The organism is Paenibacillus sp. FSL L8-0333, assembly GCF_037965665.1.
GTDB classification, from domain to species: Bacteria; Bacillota; Bacilli; order Paenibacillales; family Paenibacillaceae; genus Paenibacillus_AQ; species Paenibacillus_AQ odorifer.
In genome coordinates, this window is record NZ_CP150186.1 from 6,179,541 (window position 1) to 6,194,089 (window position 14,549).

25 protein-coding genes are annotated in these 14,549 nt (G+C 44.3%); all 25 read right to left on the bottom strand.

Annotation, left to right across the window (positions count from 1 at the left end; all coding sequences use genetic code 11):
- Positions 1 to 645: an adenylate kinase gene (locus tag NYE72_RS27610; RefSeq protein WP_038573451.1), complete on the bottom strand. Its 645-nt coding sequence runs from the start codon at positions 643 to 645 to the stop codon at positions 1 to 3.
- A gap of 96 nt (positions 646 to 741) precedes the next feature.
- Positions 742 to 2,040, bottom strand: coding sequence for a preprotein translocase subunit SecY (gene secY / locus NYE72_RS27615; RefSeq protein ID WP_076099614.1), 1,299 nt, complete (start codon positions 2,038 to 2,040; stop codon positions 742 to 744).
- Positions 2,040 to 2,480 carry a 50S ribosomal protein L15 gene (rplO, locus tag NYE72_RS27620; protein WP_036680569.1) on the bottom strand — a complete coding sequence of 147 codons (441 nt, stop codon included), beginning with the start codon at positions 2,478 to 2,480 and terminating at the stop codon, positions 2,040 to 2,042. Before rplO ends, secY begins: the two co-directional genes overlap by 1 nt.
- 40 nt (positions 2,481 to 2,520) lie before the next feature.
- Positions 2,521 to 2,706 carry a 50S ribosomal protein L30 gene (gene rpmD, locus NYE72_RS27625; RefSeq protein WP_036680567.1) on the bottom strand — a complete coding sequence of 62 codons (186 nt, stop codon included), beginning with the start codon at positions 2,704 to 2,706 and terminating at the stop codon, positions 2,521 to 2,523.
- 14 nt (positions 2,707 to 2,720) lie between these two features.
- Complete coding sequence (gene rpsE, locus NYE72_RS27630; protein WP_036652980.1) at positions 2,721 to 3,218, bottom strand: 30S ribosomal protein S5; 498 nt, start codon at positions 3,216 to 3,218, stop codon at positions 2,721 to 2,723.
- Positions 3,219 to 3,245: 27 nt separating this feature from the next.
- Positions 3,246 to 3,614, bottom strand: a complete 369-nt coding sequence (rplR, locus tag NYE72_RS27635) for a 50S ribosomal protein L18 (RefSeq protein WP_036680564.1) — start codon at positions 3,612 to 3,614, stop codon at positions 3,246 to 3,248.
- An 84-nt stretch (positions 3,615 to 3,698) separates the two neighbouring features.
- Positions 3,699 to 4,241 (bottom strand): 50S ribosomal protein L6, encoded by a 543-nt coding sequence (gene rplF, locus NYE72_RS27640; protein WP_036680562.1) that lies wholly within the window; start codon positions 4,239 to 4,241, stop codon positions 3,699 to 3,701.
- A gap of 30 nt (positions 4,242 to 4,271) precedes the next feature.
- Positions 4,272 to 4,670 (bottom strand): 30S ribosomal protein S8, encoded by a 399-nt coding sequence (gene rpsH / locus NYE72_RS27645; protein WP_036680560.1) that lies wholly within the window; start codon positions 4,668 to 4,670, stop codon positions 4,272 to 4,274.
- A gap of 32 nt (positions 4,671 to 4,702) precedes the next feature.
- Positions 4,703 to 4,888: a type Z 30S ribosomal protein S14 gene (locus tag NYE72_RS27650; protein ID WP_013312154.1), complete on the bottom strand. Its 186-nt coding sequence runs from the start codon at positions 4,886 to 4,888 to the stop codon at positions 4,703 to 4,705.
- A gap of 49 nt (positions 4,889 to 4,937) precedes the next feature.
- Positions 4,938 to 5,480, bottom strand: a complete 543-nt coding sequence (rplE, locus tag NYE72_RS27655; protein ID WP_036680558.1) for a 50S ribosomal protein L5 — start codon at positions 5,478 to 5,480, stop codon at positions 4,938 to 4,940.
- Between the two features lie 31 nt (positions 5,481 to 5,511).
- Positions 5,512 to 5,865, bottom strand: a complete 354-nt coding sequence (gene rplX / locus NYE72_RS27660) for a 50S ribosomal protein L24 (RefSeq protein WP_076099615.1) — start codon at positions 5,863 to 5,865, stop codon at positions 5,512 to 5,514.
- Positions 5,866 to 5,913: 48 nt separating this feature from the next.
- Complete coding sequence (gene rplN / locus NYE72_RS27665; protein ID WP_036680556.1) at positions 5,914 to 6,282, bottom strand: 50S ribosomal protein L14; 369 nt, start codon at positions 6,280 to 6,282, stop codon at positions 5,914 to 5,916.
- Positions 6,283 to 6,320: 38 nt separating this feature from the next.
- Positions 6,321 to 6,587: a 30S ribosomal protein S17 gene (gene rpsQ / locus NYE72_RS27670; protein ID WP_036680554.1), complete on the bottom strand. Its 267-nt coding sequence runs from the start codon at positions 6,585 to 6,587 to the stop codon at positions 6,321 to 6,323.
- Between the two features lie 43 nt (positions 6,588 to 6,630).
- On the bottom strand, positions 6,631 to 6,828 hold the full coding sequence (gene rpmC, locus NYE72_RS27675; protein WP_019908232.1) for a 50S ribosomal protein L29: 198 nt from the start codon (positions 6,826 to 6,828) through the stop codon (positions 6,631 to 6,633).
- A complete protein-coding gene (gene rplP / locus NYE72_RS27680; protein WP_036680552.1) occupies positions 6,818 to 7,252 on the bottom strand; it encodes a 50S ribosomal protein L16 in 435 nt (144 codons plus the stop codon). The genes rpmC and rplP overlap by 11 nt, the downstream gene beginning before the upstream one ends.
- 2 nt (positions 7,253 to 7,254) lie before the next feature.
- On the bottom strand, positions 7,255 to 7,920 hold the full coding sequence (gene rpsC / locus NYE72_RS27685) for a 30S ribosomal protein S3 (protein ID WP_038573452.1): 666 nt from the start codon (positions 7,918 to 7,920) through the stop codon (positions 7,255 to 7,257).
- A gap of 13 nt (positions 7,921 to 7,933) precedes the next feature.
- Positions 7,934 to 8,266, bottom strand: a complete 333-nt coding sequence (rplV, locus tag NYE72_RS27690; protein ID WP_036680546.1) for a 50S ribosomal protein L22 — start codon at positions 8,264 to 8,266, stop codon at positions 7,934 to 7,936.
- Positions 8,267 to 8,299: 33 nt separating this feature from the next.
- Positions 8,300 to 8,578 carry a 30S ribosomal protein S19 gene (gene rpsS / locus NYE72_RS27695; RefSeq protein WP_036652940.1) on the bottom strand — a complete coding sequence of 93 codons (279 nt, stop codon included), beginning with the start codon at positions 8,576 to 8,578 and terminating at the stop codon, positions 8,300 to 8,302.
- Between the two features lie 76 nt (positions 8,579 to 8,654).
- A complete protein-coding gene (rplB, locus tag NYE72_RS27700) occupies positions 8,655 to 9,485 on the bottom strand; it encodes a 50S ribosomal protein L2 (protein WP_036680541.1) in 831 nt (276 codons plus the stop codon).
- A 29-nt stretch (positions 9,486 to 9,514) separates the two neighbouring features.
- On the bottom strand, positions 9,515 to 9,808 hold the full coding sequence (rplW, locus tag NYE72_RS27705) for a 50S ribosomal protein L23 (RefSeq protein ID WP_036680537.1): 294 nt from the start codon (positions 9,806 to 9,808) through the stop codon (positions 9,515 to 9,517).
- A complete protein-coding gene (gene rplD / locus NYE72_RS27710) occupies positions 9,808 to 10,431 on the bottom strand; it encodes a 50S ribosomal protein L4 (RefSeq protein ID WP_036680536.1) in 624 nt (207 codons plus the stop codon). The genes rplW and rplD overlap by 1 nt, the downstream gene beginning before the upstream one ends.
- 25 nt (positions 10,432 to 10,456) lie before the next feature.
- Positions 10,457 to 11,080, bottom strand: coding sequence for a 50S ribosomal protein L3 (gene rplC, locus NYE72_RS27715; RefSeq protein WP_036680532.1), 624 nt, complete (start codon positions 11,078 to 11,080; stop codon positions 10,457 to 10,459).
- Between the two features lie 42 nt (positions 11,081 to 11,122).
- Complete coding sequence (gene rpsJ, locus NYE72_RS27720; RefSeq protein WP_017692074.1) at positions 11,123 to 11,431, bottom strand: 30S ribosomal protein S10; 309 nt, start codon at positions 11,429 to 11,431, stop codon at positions 11,123 to 11,125.
- 225 nt (positions 11,432 to 11,656) lie between these two features.
- A complete protein-coding gene (locus tag NYE72_RS27725) occupies positions 11,657 to 13,006 on the bottom strand; it encodes a globin-coupled sensor protein (protein WP_339210889.1) in 1,350 nt (449 codons plus the stop codon).
- A 263-nt stretch (positions 13,007 to 13,269) separates the two neighbouring features.
- Positions 13,270 to 14,460, bottom strand: coding sequence for an elongation factor Tu (gene tuf / locus NYE72_RS27730; RefSeq protein ID WP_036680523.1), 1,191 nt, complete (start codon positions 14,458 to 14,460; stop codon positions 13,270 to 13,272).
- Positions 14,461 to 14,549: the final 89 nt, after the last annotated feature.

The window sequence follows — 14,549 nt, forward strand, 5'->3', positions numbered from 1 at the left end:
TTAACCCCGCATTAAAGACACGATTTCAGAAGTAACGACATTAATTTCGTTTTCCCCGTTTACCTGACGCAAAAGACCTTTATTATCATAAAACGCAAGCAGCGGCGCTGTTTTATTATCATACTCATCCAGGCGCTTGCCTACACTTTCTTCGTTGTCATCCGGACGTTGATATAATTCACCGCCATCAATGTCGCAAATGCCATCTTGCTTCGGCGGGTTGAAGATTAAATGGTAGGATGCTCCGCAAACGCTGCAGATACGACGTCCAGTTAGACGCGCCATTAGCAATCCACGGTCAACATTCAAGTTGATGACATGATCCAAAGAAGTGTTCAAACGGCTAAGAATATCATCCAGCGCTTCCGCTTGCGAAAGAGTTCTTGGAAAACCATCCAATAGAAATCCTTTTTCGCAATCGGACTGCTGCAACCGTTCTTCGACTATCCCAATGGTCACATCATCTGGTACAAGCAAACCTTGATCTATAAATGATTTGGCCTTCAATCCTACCGGAGTTTCCTGTTTGATTGCCAAACGGAAAGCATCTCCTGTCGAAATATGAGGAATACCAAATTCTTTAACGATTTCTGCCGCTTGTGTTCCCTTGCCTGCCCCAGGAGGGCCCATGAATAAAATGTTCACGATTTCTCTCTCCCCCCAAAAGTTCGCCACCAAGCAAGAAACAGCATAATAGGTGCCGGGAAGAATACAAACTTAAGCTTCACCGGAACCTATCACCTATTTATTGATGAAGCCTTTGTAATGGCGTTTGATCAATTGGCTCTCGATCTGCTTCATAGTATCCAATGCCACACCGATTACGATCAGCAGTGATGTACCGCCAATTCGAACTTCTTTAGGCAATCCAGATAAAGCACCGAAGAACATCGGCAGAACAGAGATCAAAGCTAAGAACAAAGCGCCGGACATAGTCAGACGAGACATTACTCTAGTCAAATATTTCTCTGTAGCTTTACCAGGACGGATACCTGGAATGTACCCACCATTCTTCTTCATGTTATCAGCCATCTGCTGAGGATTCATCTGCACGAACGTATAGAAGAACGTGAATCCAATGATCATCACTACATACAGAAGCATACCAAGTGGAGCATCGGTTGCTAAATACTTAGCAATCCATTGAGCCCAGGCATGTGTTGACCAGAAACTGGAGAGAACAACTGGGAACTGAAGCAATGATACGGCGAAGATTACCGGAATTACACCTGCCGCATTAATTTTCAATGGGATATGTGTATTCTGTCCACCGTACATTTTATTGCCGACTACGCGTTTAGCGTATTGAACAGGAATCTTCCGAATACCTTGCTGTACGAAGATAACTGCTGTAATAATCGCTACAATCACAATCAGCACGATAACGACTTTAAGAATATTCAGGAACACCTGATCCGGCTGAATAAAACTTGAGTTAGCCGTACTTGTGATATATCCCGGAATGGCGGCGACGATTCCCGCAAAAATCAGGATCGAAATCCCGTTCCCGATTCCCTTTTCGGTAATCTGTTCACCAAGCCACATCAAGAAAGAAGTACCCGCCGTCAAGATAATGGCAACCAGCAAGTAATCAGCAAATGTCGCATTCGGCATCATTTGAGTTCCATAAATCCGGTTAAACCCTATCGACGTAGCAAAACCTTGGATCAGGGCTAATATCACTGTTCCGTAACGAGTGATTTGCGCCAATTGTTTTTTCCCATGCTCCCCTTGTTTAGCCCATTCAGCAAACTTAGGAACAACATCCATCGACAGCAATTGCACGATGATGGATGCTGTAATGTACGGGTAAATACTGATCGCAAATATCGAGAAGTTTTTGAGCGCTCCGCCCGAAAAGGTGTTCAAGAGTCCCATCAAAGCGTCACCACTCTGATTTGCTGTTTGCAGTACATCTTTGTTCACACCAGGAACCGGAACAAACGAACCGATACGGTAGATAATCAGAATGAACAAGGTAAACAGGATCTTTTTGCGCAAATCTTCAACATGCCAGATATTCTTAAGCGTCTTGAACATTAGATCACCTCGGTTTTACCGCCGGCAGCCTCGATTTTCTCTACCGCAGATTGAGAGAACTTATTTGCTTGTACAGTCAATTTTACGGTCAACTCACCGTTGCCGAGAATCTTGATGCCGCTTTTGGAATTCTTGACAACACCAGTTTCAAGCAACAACTGCGGAGTCACTTCAGTTCCTTCTGCAAAGCTATTCAGATCTTCCAGGTTCACAATCGCATACTCTTTACGGGTAGGATTGACGAAACCACGTTTAGGCAGACGACGATAGAGCGGATTTTGTCCACCCTCGAAGCCCGGACGAACACCACCGCCAGAACGTGAGTTTTGACCTTTGTGACCGCGACCGGAAGTTTTACCATTTCCGCTACTAGGACCACGACCAACGCGATTGCGTTCTTTGCGGGAACCAGGAGCTGGAGCAAGTTCATGTAACTTCATCGTTTGCACCTCCTTATGTTTGTTAATTTATGCGAGGCGTTTAGCCTTCAATTTCAGTTACAGATAGCAAGTGACTCACTTTATTGATCATTCCGCGAATTGCAGGACTGTCATTGTGAACCACTGTCGTGTTGAGTTTACGCAGGCCGAGCGTCTTAACAGTAACACGTTGTGTTTCTGGACGTCCGATTACACTACGTACGAGGGTAATTTGCAATTTTGCCATTGACGTTCCCCTCCTTAACCGCGCAATTCTTCGACAGATTTGCCGCGAAGTTTCGCGACCTCTTCAATGCGTTTCAGACGGGAAAGTCCCTCCAAAGTTGCATTGACCATGTTCATGGAATTCGAAGAACCCAGTGATTTTGTCAAAATGTCGCCAACGCCTGCCAATTCCAATACCGCACGAACTGGACCGCCAGCGATAACGCCAGTACCCTCTGATGCTGGTTTCAGCAACACGCGTCCTGCGCCGAAGTGTCCAGTAACGAGATGGGGAATCGAAGTTCCTACGATTGGGATGTGAATCAGGTTTTTCTTGGCGTCTTCAATGCCTTTACGGATGGCATCCGGAACTTCGCCGGCTTTACCGATACCAGCACCGACGTAGCCGTTGCCGTCGCCCACAACAACAAGTGCACTAAAGCTGAACCGGCGTCCGCCTTTTACAACTTTTGCAACACGGTTAATGTGTACAACTCTTTCTGTCAGTTCTAAACTGTTCGGATCTACACGCAAGTCGTTAACCTCCTTTTAAGAATTATTCTAGAATTCAAGACCAGCTTCACGAGCTGCATCAGCCAATGCTTGAATCCGTCCATGGTACAAGTAACCTCCGCGGTCGAATACGACCACTGCATATCCTTTTTCTTTGGCACGCTCAGCGACCAATTGGCCAACTTTCGCTGCAGCTTCAACGCTGCCGCCATTACCGATGTTAGCGCTCAGATCTTTATCAAGTGTAGAAGCGGATACGATAGTAACCCCTTTAACATCATCGATCAGTTGAGCGTAGATGTGTTTCGAAGAACGGAATACGTTCAAACGTGGACGCTCAGTAGTTCCCTGGATCTTCTTACGAACACGCAGGTGTCTTTTGAGACGAGCCTTGTTTTTATCTTCTTTTGTAATCATGACTTCCCTTTCACTCCCTTCAGTTTGCCGTAAACAGCTTCACTTTAAGATGCACGGGGTATCTTACAATTAAGTTTAAACTGGTTATTTCTTCTTACCAGCTTTACCTTCTTTGCGGATGATACGCTCGCCTTCATATTTGATACCTTTACCTTTATACGGTTCTGGTTCACGAACGGAACGGATTTTAGCAGCGTATGCGCCAACGCGTTCTTTATCGATACCTTTAACGATGATCTTCGTGTTCGCAGGAACTTCGAACTCGATTCCAGCTTCCGGTGTAATTTCAACCGGGTGGGAATAACCAACGTTCAGAACGATTTTATCTCCGGATTTGCTTGCACGATATCCGACCCCAACCAGTTCCAGAGATTTCGAGAAACCTTCAGTCACACCTGCTACCATGTTGTTGACAACGGAGCGGGTTGTGCCGTGAAGTGAACGATGCAATTTGTTATCCGACGGGCGAACAACGGTAATTTCGTTATTTTCAACTGTAACCTTCATGTCTTTATGAAGCTCACGAGTCAAAGAACCTTTTGGACCTTTTACTGTAATAACGGCGTTGTCCAAAGTGACATCTACACCGCTAGGTACTGCGATTGGTTTGCGACCAATACGAGACATGTGTTGCACCTCCTTATCTTGTGACGTTTATTACCAAATGTAGCAGACAACTTCTCCGCCAGATTTTGATTGACGAGCTTCTTTGTCGGTCATAACTCCCTTAGATGTGGAGATAATCGCGATTCCTAGACCACCGAGTACACGAGGCACTTCATTGCTCTTCGTGTATACGCGAAGGCCTGGTTTACTGATTCTTTTCAAACCAGAAATAACACGCTCTTGGTTAGGGCCGTATTTCAAGAAGATACGGATAATCCCTTGTTTGCTATCTTCAACGAATTCCGCATCGCGGATGAAACCTTCACGCTTCAAAATGTCAGCGATTTGTTTCTTCATAGTAGAAGCAGGCATTTCTACCGTCTCGTGACGCACAATGTTAGCGTTACGAATACGAGTAAGCATATCTGCAATAGGATCAGACATAGTCATGTGTGTAAACCTCCTTCCCGTTTATAAACTTCTTACCAACTTGCTTTTTTCACGCCAGGGATCTGGCCTTTATAAGCTAATTCACGGAAACAAATTCTGCAAATTTTGAACTTTTGCAGTACCGAATGTGGACGACCACAACGTTCGCAACGTGTATATGCACGTACTTTAAACTTAGGCGTACGTTGTTGTTTAACTTTCATCGAAGTTTTTGCCACTTAGCCTGACACCTCCTAAACATTTTCGGAGAAAATGGATTAACCGACTTTATTTTGCGAAAGGCATTCCCAGCTGACCCAGCAGCTCGCGGGATTCCTCGTCCGTCTTAGCAGTCGTTACAATAACGATGTCCATACCGCGGACTTTATCCACTTTGTCATATTCGATCTCGGGGAAGATCAATTGTTCTTTAAGACCAAGTGTGTAGTTACCACGGCCATCAAAGGCTTTAGTGGAAACACCACGGAAGTCACGTACACGTGGAAGTGTTACGTTGAACAATTTGTCCAAGAAGTAATACATACGCTCTCCGCGCAGTGTTACTTTAACCCCAATCGGCATATTTTCGCGTAGTTTGAAACCAGCGATGGATTTTTTAGCTTTAGTGATTACTGGTTTTTGACCAGCGATCAACTGCATGTCATTAACTGCAGCATCAAGTACTTTGGAGTTTTGAACAGCGTCACCCACACCCATGTTGATGACAACCTTCTCGATCTTAGGCACTTGCATAACAGTTGTATAGTTAAACTTCTGCATCAAAGCAGGTGTAATTTCGTTAAGAAAACGTTCTTTCATTCTTGCTGCCATGAAGATTTAACCTCCTTTCTTAAGGGCTAGATTAGTCGATAATCTCTCCGGATCTTTTAGCAATCCGAACTTTTTTACCATTGTCCAAAACTTTGTAACCGATACGGGTTACTTTGCCGGTCTTCGGATCGATGTGCATTACGTTGGACACATGAATCGAAGCTTCCTGCTCAATAATTCCACCCTGTGGATTCAGCTGGTTCGGCTTTTGGTGTTTTTTCACCATATTGACGCCTTCTACCAGAACGCGGTTTTCACGAGGATAAGCAGCGATGACACGGCCTTTTTTGCCTTTGTCTTTACCACTAATCACAAGCACCACGTCATCTTTCTTCACGTGCAGTTTATTGTTATGGGATTCCAGAACTTTTTTCACTCTAGGCATTTATTACACCTCCTATAACTAACCTTCAACTTATTGGTGCCGTGTTTATTAGATAACTTCCGGTGCCAAGGAAACGATCTTCATGTAGTCTTTATCGCGAAGTTCGCGAGCAACTGGTCCAAAGATACGTGTTCCACGAGGGCTTCTGTCGTCTTTAACAACAACAGCTGCATTTTCGTCGAATGCGATGTAAGATCCATCTTTACGACGAACGGAACGTTTCGTACGAACAACTACCGCTCTAACAACATCACCTTTTTTGACAACGCCGCCTGGTGTTGCTTGTTTAACGGAACAAACGATCAAATCACCGATTGCTGCTGTACGGCGTCCAGTACCACCCAGTACGCGGATACACATCAGTTCCTTCGCACCAGAGTTGTCAGCCACATGCAAACGTGTAAATGGTTGAATCATTATAATTTCCTCCTTCCGGAAAAACTCTCTTGATTATCTTAGATGATAACCGCTGCTTCTACCACTTCAACTAGTCTCCAACGTTTGTCCTTAGACAACGGACGAGTTTCCATGAGTTTTACGGTATCGCCAATCTTTGCAACATTTCCCTCATCATGTGCTTTGAATTTCTTCGTAGACTTGATGCGTTTGTGGTACAAATTGTGTTTTTTATAGGTTTCAACAGCAACTACGATGGTTTTATCCATTTTATCACTGACCACTTTACCGATTAGCACTTTACGTGCATTACGTTCTTCACTCATTAGTTAGCCTCCTTCCTGAATACGGATCTGCGATCCGTCTCACTTAACTAATCCCAAGCACTCTTTGATGGATCACGGTTTTAGCACGAGCTATTTCCTTACGCACGTCACGAATCCGAGTTGGGTTGTCCAATTGGCCAGTTGCCAATTGAAAACGGAGATTAAAAAGTTCCTCTTTGAATCCAGCGATCTTTTGTTCAATCTCAGCAGTGGTTAAGTTGCGAAGTTCATTAGCTTTCATTTGCTTCACCACCCAATTCTTCACGTTTCACAAACTTAGTCTTTACAGGCAGCTTGTGAGCGGCAAGACGCATCGCTTCACGAGCGATTTCTTCCGACACGCCTCCGAGTTCGAACATAATCTTGCCCGGTTTAACTACGGCTACCCATTTCTCAACGTTACCTTTACCACTACCCATACGAACCTCGAGAGGCTTTTGAGTAATAGGTTTATCTGGGAAAATCTTGATCCAAACTTGACCGCCACGTTTGATATAACGTGTCATCGCGATACGAGCAGCTTCGATCTGACGGTTAGTGATCCAAGACGGTTCAAGTGCAACCAGGCCGAATTCGCCGAAGTTCAATTCAGTACCGCCTTTTGCCATACCCTTCATGTGTCCGCGTTGTTGCTTGCGGTGTTTTACGCGTTTTGGTACCAACATGATTAGTTGCCTCCTTCCTGAGCAGCTTGTTTCTTAGCTGGGGGAAGAACTTCTCCACGGTAGATCCATACTTTTACGCCAATAAGACCGTAAGTTGTATGTGCTTCAGCCGTTCCGTAATCGATATCGGCACGAAGCGTATGAAGTGGAACTGTTCCTTCGCTATAACCTTCTGAACGAGCAATCTCAGCTCCGCCAAGACGTCCGCCCACTTGAGTTTTAATCCCTTTTGCGCCAGAACGCATAGTTCTTTGAATCGCTTGTTTGAGGGCACGACGGAACGATACACGACGTTCCAATTGTTGAGCAATGCTCTCAGCTACAAGAATTGCATCCAATTCAGGGTGCTTGATTTCATTGATGTTGATGTGTACTTTTTTGCCACCAGCGATTGCTGTAACTGCGCTGCGAAGTACTTCTACTTCTGCTCCGCCTTTACCAATAACCATACCTGGTTTAGCTGTATGAATTGTAACGTTCACGCGGCTAGCCGCTCTTTCGATCTCGATATGGGAAACAGCGGAATCCTTCAATTTGCCTTTAAGGTATTCCCGGATTTTGACGTCTTCCATCAGAAGAGTACCGAAATCTTTTCCTGCATACCATTTAGATTCCCAATCGCGAATAATACCGATTCGGAGTCCGATTGGATTTACCTTTTGACCCACGTGTTATCCCTCCTTATTTCTCAGATACCACCAGTGTAATGTGGCTCGTGCGTTTATTGATCCGACTTGCGCGGCCCATGGCGCGCGGACGGAAACGTTTCATAGTAGGTCCTTGGTTAACGAAAACCTCGCTAACGAACAAACTGTTCACGTCCAAAGAATAGTTATGCTCAGCATTCGCAATTGCCGAATTAAGCAACTTTTCAACGACCGGAGAAGCGGATTTCGGAGTGTGGCGAAGAATAGCAATTGCTTCCCCCACTTGCTTACCACGAATCAAGTCAACAACCAGTTTCGCTTTACGAGCGGAAATTCGCACCGATCTTGCATGTGCTTTTGCTTCCATTGTTTAACCTCCTTTCAAACAGAGACCTTATTATTATCTTCTTGTTTTCTTATCGTCACCCGCGTGGCCTTTGTAAGTACGTGTTGGCGCGAACTCGCCCAACTTGTGACCTACCATATCTTCTGTTACGTATACAGGCACGTGTTTACGGCCGTCATATACACCAAACGTATGTCCGATAAACTGAGGGAAAATGGTTGAGCGACGGGACCAAGTTTTAACTACAACCTTTTTCTCAGCCTCGTTCAGTTCCTCAACTTTTTTAAGCAGGTAGCCATCGATAAACGGCCCCTTCTTTAAACTGCGACCCATGTGTGAATCCTCCCTTCATCCGGTTCTTCAAACCGCGAATCGACGCTTCGCGCTTTATTAACTTGCCAGAAGCGTCTTATTTAGTGCGGCGGCGAACGATATATTTATCAGATGCCTTGTTTTTCTTACGCGTTTTGTAACCAAGGGTTGGTTTGCCCCATGGAGACATTGGCGATTTACGTCCGATTGGAGCGCGACCTTCACCACCACCGTGTGGGTGATCGTTAGGGTTCATTACTACCCCGCGAACTTCAGGACGACGGCCGAGCCAGCGACTACGTCCAGCTTTACCGATTTTGATCAATTCGTGATCTTCGTTACCTACGGAACCGATAGTTGCACGGCATACGCTAAGGATCTTACGAACCTCACCGGATGACAAACGAACGGAACAGTATTTTTCTTCTTTACCAAGCAATTGAGCTTCTGTACCAGCTGCACGAACCAATTGTCCGCCTTTACCTGGTTTCAACTCAATGTTGTGGATAACTGTACCTACTGGAATGTTCTCCAGTGGAAGACTGTTACCAATTTTGATGTCGGCCGCAGGACCGGACTCTACTTTATCCCCAACTCTTAGACCTTTAGGAGCGATGATATAACGTTTCTCTCCATCAGCATAGTGGATCAAAGCAATATTAGATGTGCGGTTCGGGTCATACTCGATTGTAGCAACGCTACCTGGTATGCCGTCTTTAGTCCGCTTGAAGTCGATAATACGGTATTTACGTTTATGTCCGCCGCCATGGTGACGAACCGTAATTTTACCTTGGTTGTTGCGTCCCGCATGTTTGAACAGCGGAGAAAGCAACGATTTCTCTGGCTGGTTTGTTGTAATTTCTTCAAACGTAGACACGGACATAGCGCGTCTTGCCGGAGAGGTCGGTTTGTACTTTTTGATTGGCACTGTAGTTCCCTCCTTACTTCAACAGAGTATTATTCTACCGCTTCAAAAAATTCAAGCGGTTTGCTGTCCGGGCTAAGCTTAACGATGGCTTTTTTCCACTCTGGAGTGTAACCAGAATATTTACCATAACGTTTCAGTTTGCCAGGTACGCGCATTGTGTTCACATTTGTTACTTTTACTTTGAAAATAGCCTCGACAGCTTTTTTGATTTCGGTTTTGTTAGCACGAATATCCACTTCAAAAGCGTATTTCATTTCGCTCATGTAGTCGGAAGTACGTTCCGTAATCACCGGACGTTTGATAATATCACGAGGATCTTTCATTACGCGAACACCTCCTCTACCTTCAGAACTGCTTCTTTAGTGATGATCAGTTTGTCGTACGTCAGTACGTCAAGAACATTAATGCCGTCAGCCGCTACGAATTTCACCCCAGGGATGTTACGAGCGGAAAGTGCTACGTTATCATCATAGCTAGTAGCTACGATCAACGCTTTACGATCTACTTTCAGATTGTTCAAGATTGCTGCGAATTCTTTCGTTTTCGGAGCATTCATTGTCAAGCTATCCAATACGATAATGTCATTCTCGAGTACTTTCGAGGACAAAGCGGATTTGATCGCCAAACGACGAACCTTCTTAGGCAGTTTCCAGGAATAGCTACGTGGTGTTGGTCCGAAGACAACGCCGCCGCCTTTCCATTGTGGAGAACGAATGGAGCCTTGACGAGCGCGACCTGTACCTTTTTGTTTCCAAGGTTTACGTCCACCGCCACGAACTTCAGAACGTCCTTTTACTTTGTGTGTACCACGACGTAGGGAAGCTCTTTGCATAAGCGCAGCTTCATGTAGAACGTGCTCATTCGGTTCAATACCGAATACTGTATCGCTCAATTCCACTTCACCAACTTCGTTGCCACTAATATTAAAAAGTGTTACTTTTGGCATTTCATGTTCCTCCTTTCTTCAATAATTATTTCTTAACGGTTTGTTTAACTTTCACGAAGCTGTTTTTAGGACCTGGGATAGCGCCTTTAACCAGCAATACGTTACGTTCAACATCAACCTTGATAATTTCAAGCTTTTGAACCGTAATAGTCGTGTGACCCATATGTCCTGGAAGGCGTTTGCCCTTAGGAACACGGTTAGCTTGGATAGAACCCATGGAACCCGGTCTTCTGTGGTAACGCGATCCGTGTGCCATTGGTCCGCGGCTTTGTCCCCAACGTTTGATGTTACCTTGGAAACCTTTACCTTTAGATGTACCAGTTACGTCAACAAATTCGCCCTCAGCAAAGATATCAGCCTTCAGCTCTTGTCCAACCTCGAGAGACCCGAGATCAACACCGCGAATTTCACGAACGTAGCGCTTAGGTGTTGCATTTGCCTTTTTGGCGTGACCCTGTTCAGGCTTATTGGAGCGTTTTTCTTTTTTATCAGAAAAGCCCAATTGCACTGCTTCATATCCGTCGATATTCAGGTCTTTCTTTTGCAGTACTACACAAGGTCCTGCTTCGATAACAGTAACAGGAATTACGTTACCTTCTGGAGTAAACACTTGAGTCATACCGAGTTTTTTTCCTAAGATACCTTTCAATGTTGACACCTCTTTTCTTTTCCTAAGTTACTTAAAATAGAATTACAATTTGATTTCGATATCTACACCGGACGGTAGATCCAAGCGCATCAAGGCATCCACAGTTTGTGGTGTTGGGTTCACAATATCGATCAAACGTTTGTGAGTCCGTTGTTCAAACTGTTCACGGGAATCCTTGTACTTGTGTACCGCACGGAGAATAGTAATGATTTGCTTCTCAGTTGGTAACGGAATCGGCCCGGACACACCTGCACCCGAACGTTTTGCTGTTTCAACAATCTTCTCAGCGGATTGATCAAGAATTCTGTGGTCGTATGCTTTCAAGCGAATACGAATTTTTTGCTTTGCCATTTTAGTCCCTCCTTCTATCGCCCAATTTGGTATCGGACATACTCCGTGAAAATTTTCTGACCTCGTCCCCATGGCAAAGGGGCCGGGTGTGTCAGTAACCTCTCACATCATCGCAACGTCTCAGAACAACATTTATTATTATATATAATAGGCAGCAGTATTGCAAGCAAAAATAGAAAAACAACGCATATTTTTTTCATGCGCTGTTCTTCTACTATATATATGTTAAAGATTCTCTGTCGCAGACTTAAAAATCTCTGCGGAGGAAGCAGTCTGAGCCGTTGCAGTTCCGATCCCCTCAATGGTTTGGATTAAGGTTCTTATTTCTTCTTCCACTATTACAATCTCCTGTGTACTGCTACGCATAGCGTCTACAATATCAGAGAACAAAAGACTAGTCTCGACCGATTGGTATTTCCCATTCTTAGTCAAGTCCTGCACCTTACGAATCTCTTCTACAACCTGCTGAGTGAGGAGTCCTGATTTATTTGTTAGCTCTACGATCTGAATCACAGTATTCTTAGTATCCTCCGCAAGCCGGCTAACTTCTTGAGCAACCACACTAAACCCTCTACCATGCTCACCAGCTCTTGCGGCTTCAATCGTTGCATTAAGTGAGAGGATTTTAGTCTGATCAGCAATTTCCCTTACTGAGTTCACGATTTTTTGAATTTGTTTAGAGGAATCGCTTAACTCAATGATCGAGTCTTCCATCTCACTGGTGGTCTGATATATGAGATTAATTTGCTCAGTCAAATCGTCCAAGTGTTCATGCCCATCTGCAGCTAATCCCTGTGACTCCAGAGCGGATGAAGCCGTACGTTGGAATGTTCTACTTACTTCATTGCTGCTTGCCACTAGCTGCTTCACAGCAGCATTAGTATCGATGCTATAATCTATCAGTTCAACGCTAAACTCTGAAATTTTTTGTTTCAATTCATTTTTTACTAATAAATATTGCTCCTCCTTCTCTCTTATATTCTCCTTCTCATATTCTTCTAGCACCAATTGCTGCTCAAGATTAAGCAGTTTAGTCACCGTCTGAACCACTCGAAGGCGTATATTGTCATCGTTTGTTTCATTATATATAACGCGTATAAATACGTTCTGAAGATTCTGAAAAGCAGATAAGTACCATTTAGGCTCAAGCCCTACTCTTTTATGAATATTAGCGATCATTAGACGCTTTGCTATGTACTCATCGTCAACCTTTCCATTAAAAATCTCTAGGATATGACCACGTAGAGTAGTTTTTAACCTATCTATACTGCTATGTTCCAAAATAATAGCTTCGAGTTTATTTACACCTAATACAGAATTGTAAAATTGATCAATGATATAGTCTATATTCTGCTCAACAACAGGTTTCACCCTGCGTAGTAAGTTCAGATCTGCTTCAGTTAGATCAATCATCCTCATCTGCTCGTTAAGTTCGCCATGTCCTTCCAGTTTATGAAAAGACTCCGCAACAGAATGATTCTGATCCTTGAAGTCTAAGGAACGAGAGGCAGGAGAATCCACATTATTATTACGTGCAGTTAACGCATGCATGAAGGAAAAAGGACATTTCCCCATATTAACACCCTCCCACAACTCCTATTATTTTACATTATTATACCTCCTTCATTTTACTCTAAGATTAGTATAATTGTAAACAATCGATTGTTGTAATTTGACGAATTATGTAGAAAAAGATCATATTGTTATGCTTTATTATCAATTGGTGTCGAATAATAAATCTTTCTCAAAAAAAAAAAAAAAAAAAGCCCCTGATTCTCCGCAAGAAGAATCAGGGGTGTTTGTAATTCGGAATCTACCCGCAGATAGAAGTCGAATTATTATTTTTGGATAGAAGCTACGCTACCAGCACCAACTGTACGGCCACCTTCGCGAATGGAGAATTTAGTACCTTCTTCAATAGCGATTGGGGAGATCAGTTGTACGGTTACGGAGATGTTATCACCAGGCATAACCATTTCAGTACCTTCTGGCAAGTTGATGATACCAGTTACGTCAGTTGTACGGAAGTAGAACTGTGGACGGTATCCAGTGAAGAAAGGCTTGTGACGGCCACCTTCTTCTTTTGTCAGAACGTAAATTTGAGCAGTGAACTCAGTGTGTGGTTTAACGGAGTTCGGCTTAGCCAATACTTGGCCACGCTCGATCATGTTACGGTCAACACCACGAAGCAATGCTCCGATGTTGTCCCCAGCTTGAGCGGAATCCAGCAATTTACGGAACATTTCTACGCCCGTAACTACGGATTTCTTAGTATCTTCGTGAATACCAACGATTTCGATTTCTTCTCCGACTTTAACTGTTCCGCGTTCTACGCGACCAGTTGCCACAGTACCGCGGCCAGTGATGGAGAATACGTCTTCGACAGGCATCAAGAAAGGCTTGTCAGTTTGACGCTCAGGAAGTGGAATGTACTCATCGATTGTTTCAAACATTTCGATGATTTTTTTAGCGTAATCGCCATCTGGGTTTTGCAGAGCTTCACGAGCAGAACCACGGATGATTGGAGTATCGTCGCCTGGGAAGTCATACTCGCTAAGCAAGTCGCGAACTTCCATTTCAACCAATTCCAACAACTCTTCGTCTTCAACCATGTCGCATTTGTTCAAGAAGACAACGATGTAAGGAACGCCTACTTGACGGGACAACAGGATGTGCTCGCGAGTTTGTGGCATTGGGCCATCAGCTGCGGATACAACCAGGATAGCTCCGTCCATTTGCGCTGCGCCAGTGATCATGTTTTTAACATAGTCGGCGTGACCAGGGCAGTCTACGTGAGCGTAGTGACGGTTAGGAGTTTCATATTCAACGTGGGAAGTGGAGATTGTGATACCACGTTCGCGCTCTTCAGGAGCTTTGTCGATTTGATCGAATGCGATAGCTGCGCCACCGTAAGTTTTGGACAATACAGTAGTGATTGCAGCAGTCAGAGTCGTTTTACCATGGTCGACGTGACCAATAGTACCGATGTTAACGTGCGGTTTGTTACGTTCAAACTTTGCCTTTGCCATTTGAACAGTTCCTCCTTAATGTGGGGTTCCTTATATTTGAGCCGCCCGCATACGTGTAATCTTAGATGACTGAGTGTTTATACCCGGGA

Coding starts and splice junctions, on each gene's coding strand:
- secY (WP_076099614.1), bottom strand. CDS start 2,040: ATGTTCAAGACGCTTAAGAATATCTGGCATGTTGAAGATTTGCGCAAA.
- rplO (WP_036680569.1), bottom strand. CDS start 2,480: ATGAAGTTACATGAACTTGCTCCAGCTCCTGGTTCCCGCAAAGAACGC.
- rpmD (WP_036680567.1), bottom strand. CDS start 2,706: ATGGCAAAATTGCAAATTACCCTCGTACGTAGTGTAATCGGACGTCCA.
- rplR (WP_036680564.1), bottom strand. CDS start 3,614: ATGATTACAAAAGAAGATAAAAACAAGGCTCGTCTCAAAAGACACCTG.
- rplF (WP_036680562.1), bottom strand. CDS start 4,241: ATGTCTCGTATTGGTCGCAAACCAATCGCAGTACCTAGCGGTGTAGAT.
- rpsH (WP_036680560.1), bottom strand. CDS start 4,670: ATGACTATGTCTGATCCTATTGCAGATATGCTTACTCGTATTCGTAAC.
- rplE (WP_036680558.1), bottom strand. CDS start 5,480: ATGGCAGCAAGAATGAAAGAACGTTTTCTTAACGAAATTACACCTGCT.
- rplX (WP_076099615.1), bottom strand. CDS start 5,865: ATGCCTAGAGTGAAAAAAGTTCTGGAATCCCATAACAATAAACTGCAC.
- rplN (WP_036680556.1), bottom strand. CDS start 6,282: ATGATTCAACCATTTACACGTTTGCATGTGGCTGACAACTCTGGTGCG.
- rpsQ (WP_036680554.1), bottom strand. CDS start 6,587: ATGAGTGAAGAACGTAATGCACGTAAAGTGCTAATCGGTAAAGTGGTC.
- rpmC (WP_019908232.1), bottom strand. CDS start 6,828: ATGAAAGCTAATGAACTTCGCAACTTAACCACTGCTGAGATTGAACAA.
- rplP (WP_036680552.1), bottom strand. CDS start 7,252: ATGTTGGTACCAAAACGCGTAAAACACCGCAAGCAACAACGCGGACAC.
- rplV (WP_036680546.1), bottom strand. CDS start 8,266: ATGGAAGCAAAAGCACATGCAAGATCGGTGCGAATTTCCGCTCGTAAA.
- rpsS (WP_036652940.1), bottom strand. CDS start 8,578: ATGGGTCGCAGTTTAAAGAAGGGGCCGTTTATCGATGGCTACCTGCTT.
- rplW (WP_036680537.1), bottom strand. CDS start 9,808: ATGAAAGATCCTCGTGATATTATCAAACGTCCGGTGATTACGGAACGT.
- rplD (WP_036680536.1), bottom strand. CDS start 10,431: ATGCCAAAAGTAACACTTTTTAATATTAGTGGCAACGAAGTTGGTGAA.
- rpsJ (WP_017692074.1), bottom strand. CDS start 11,431: ATGGCAAAGCAAAAAATTCGTATTCGCTTGAAAGCATACGACCACAGA.
- NYE72_RS27725 (WP_339210889.1), bottom strand. CDS start 13,006: ATGGGGAAATGTCCTTTTTCCTTCATGCATGCGTTAACTGCACGTAAT.
- tuf (WP_036680523.1), bottom strand. CDS start 14,460: ATGGCAAAGGCAAAGTTTGAACGTAACAAACCGCACGTTAACATCGGT.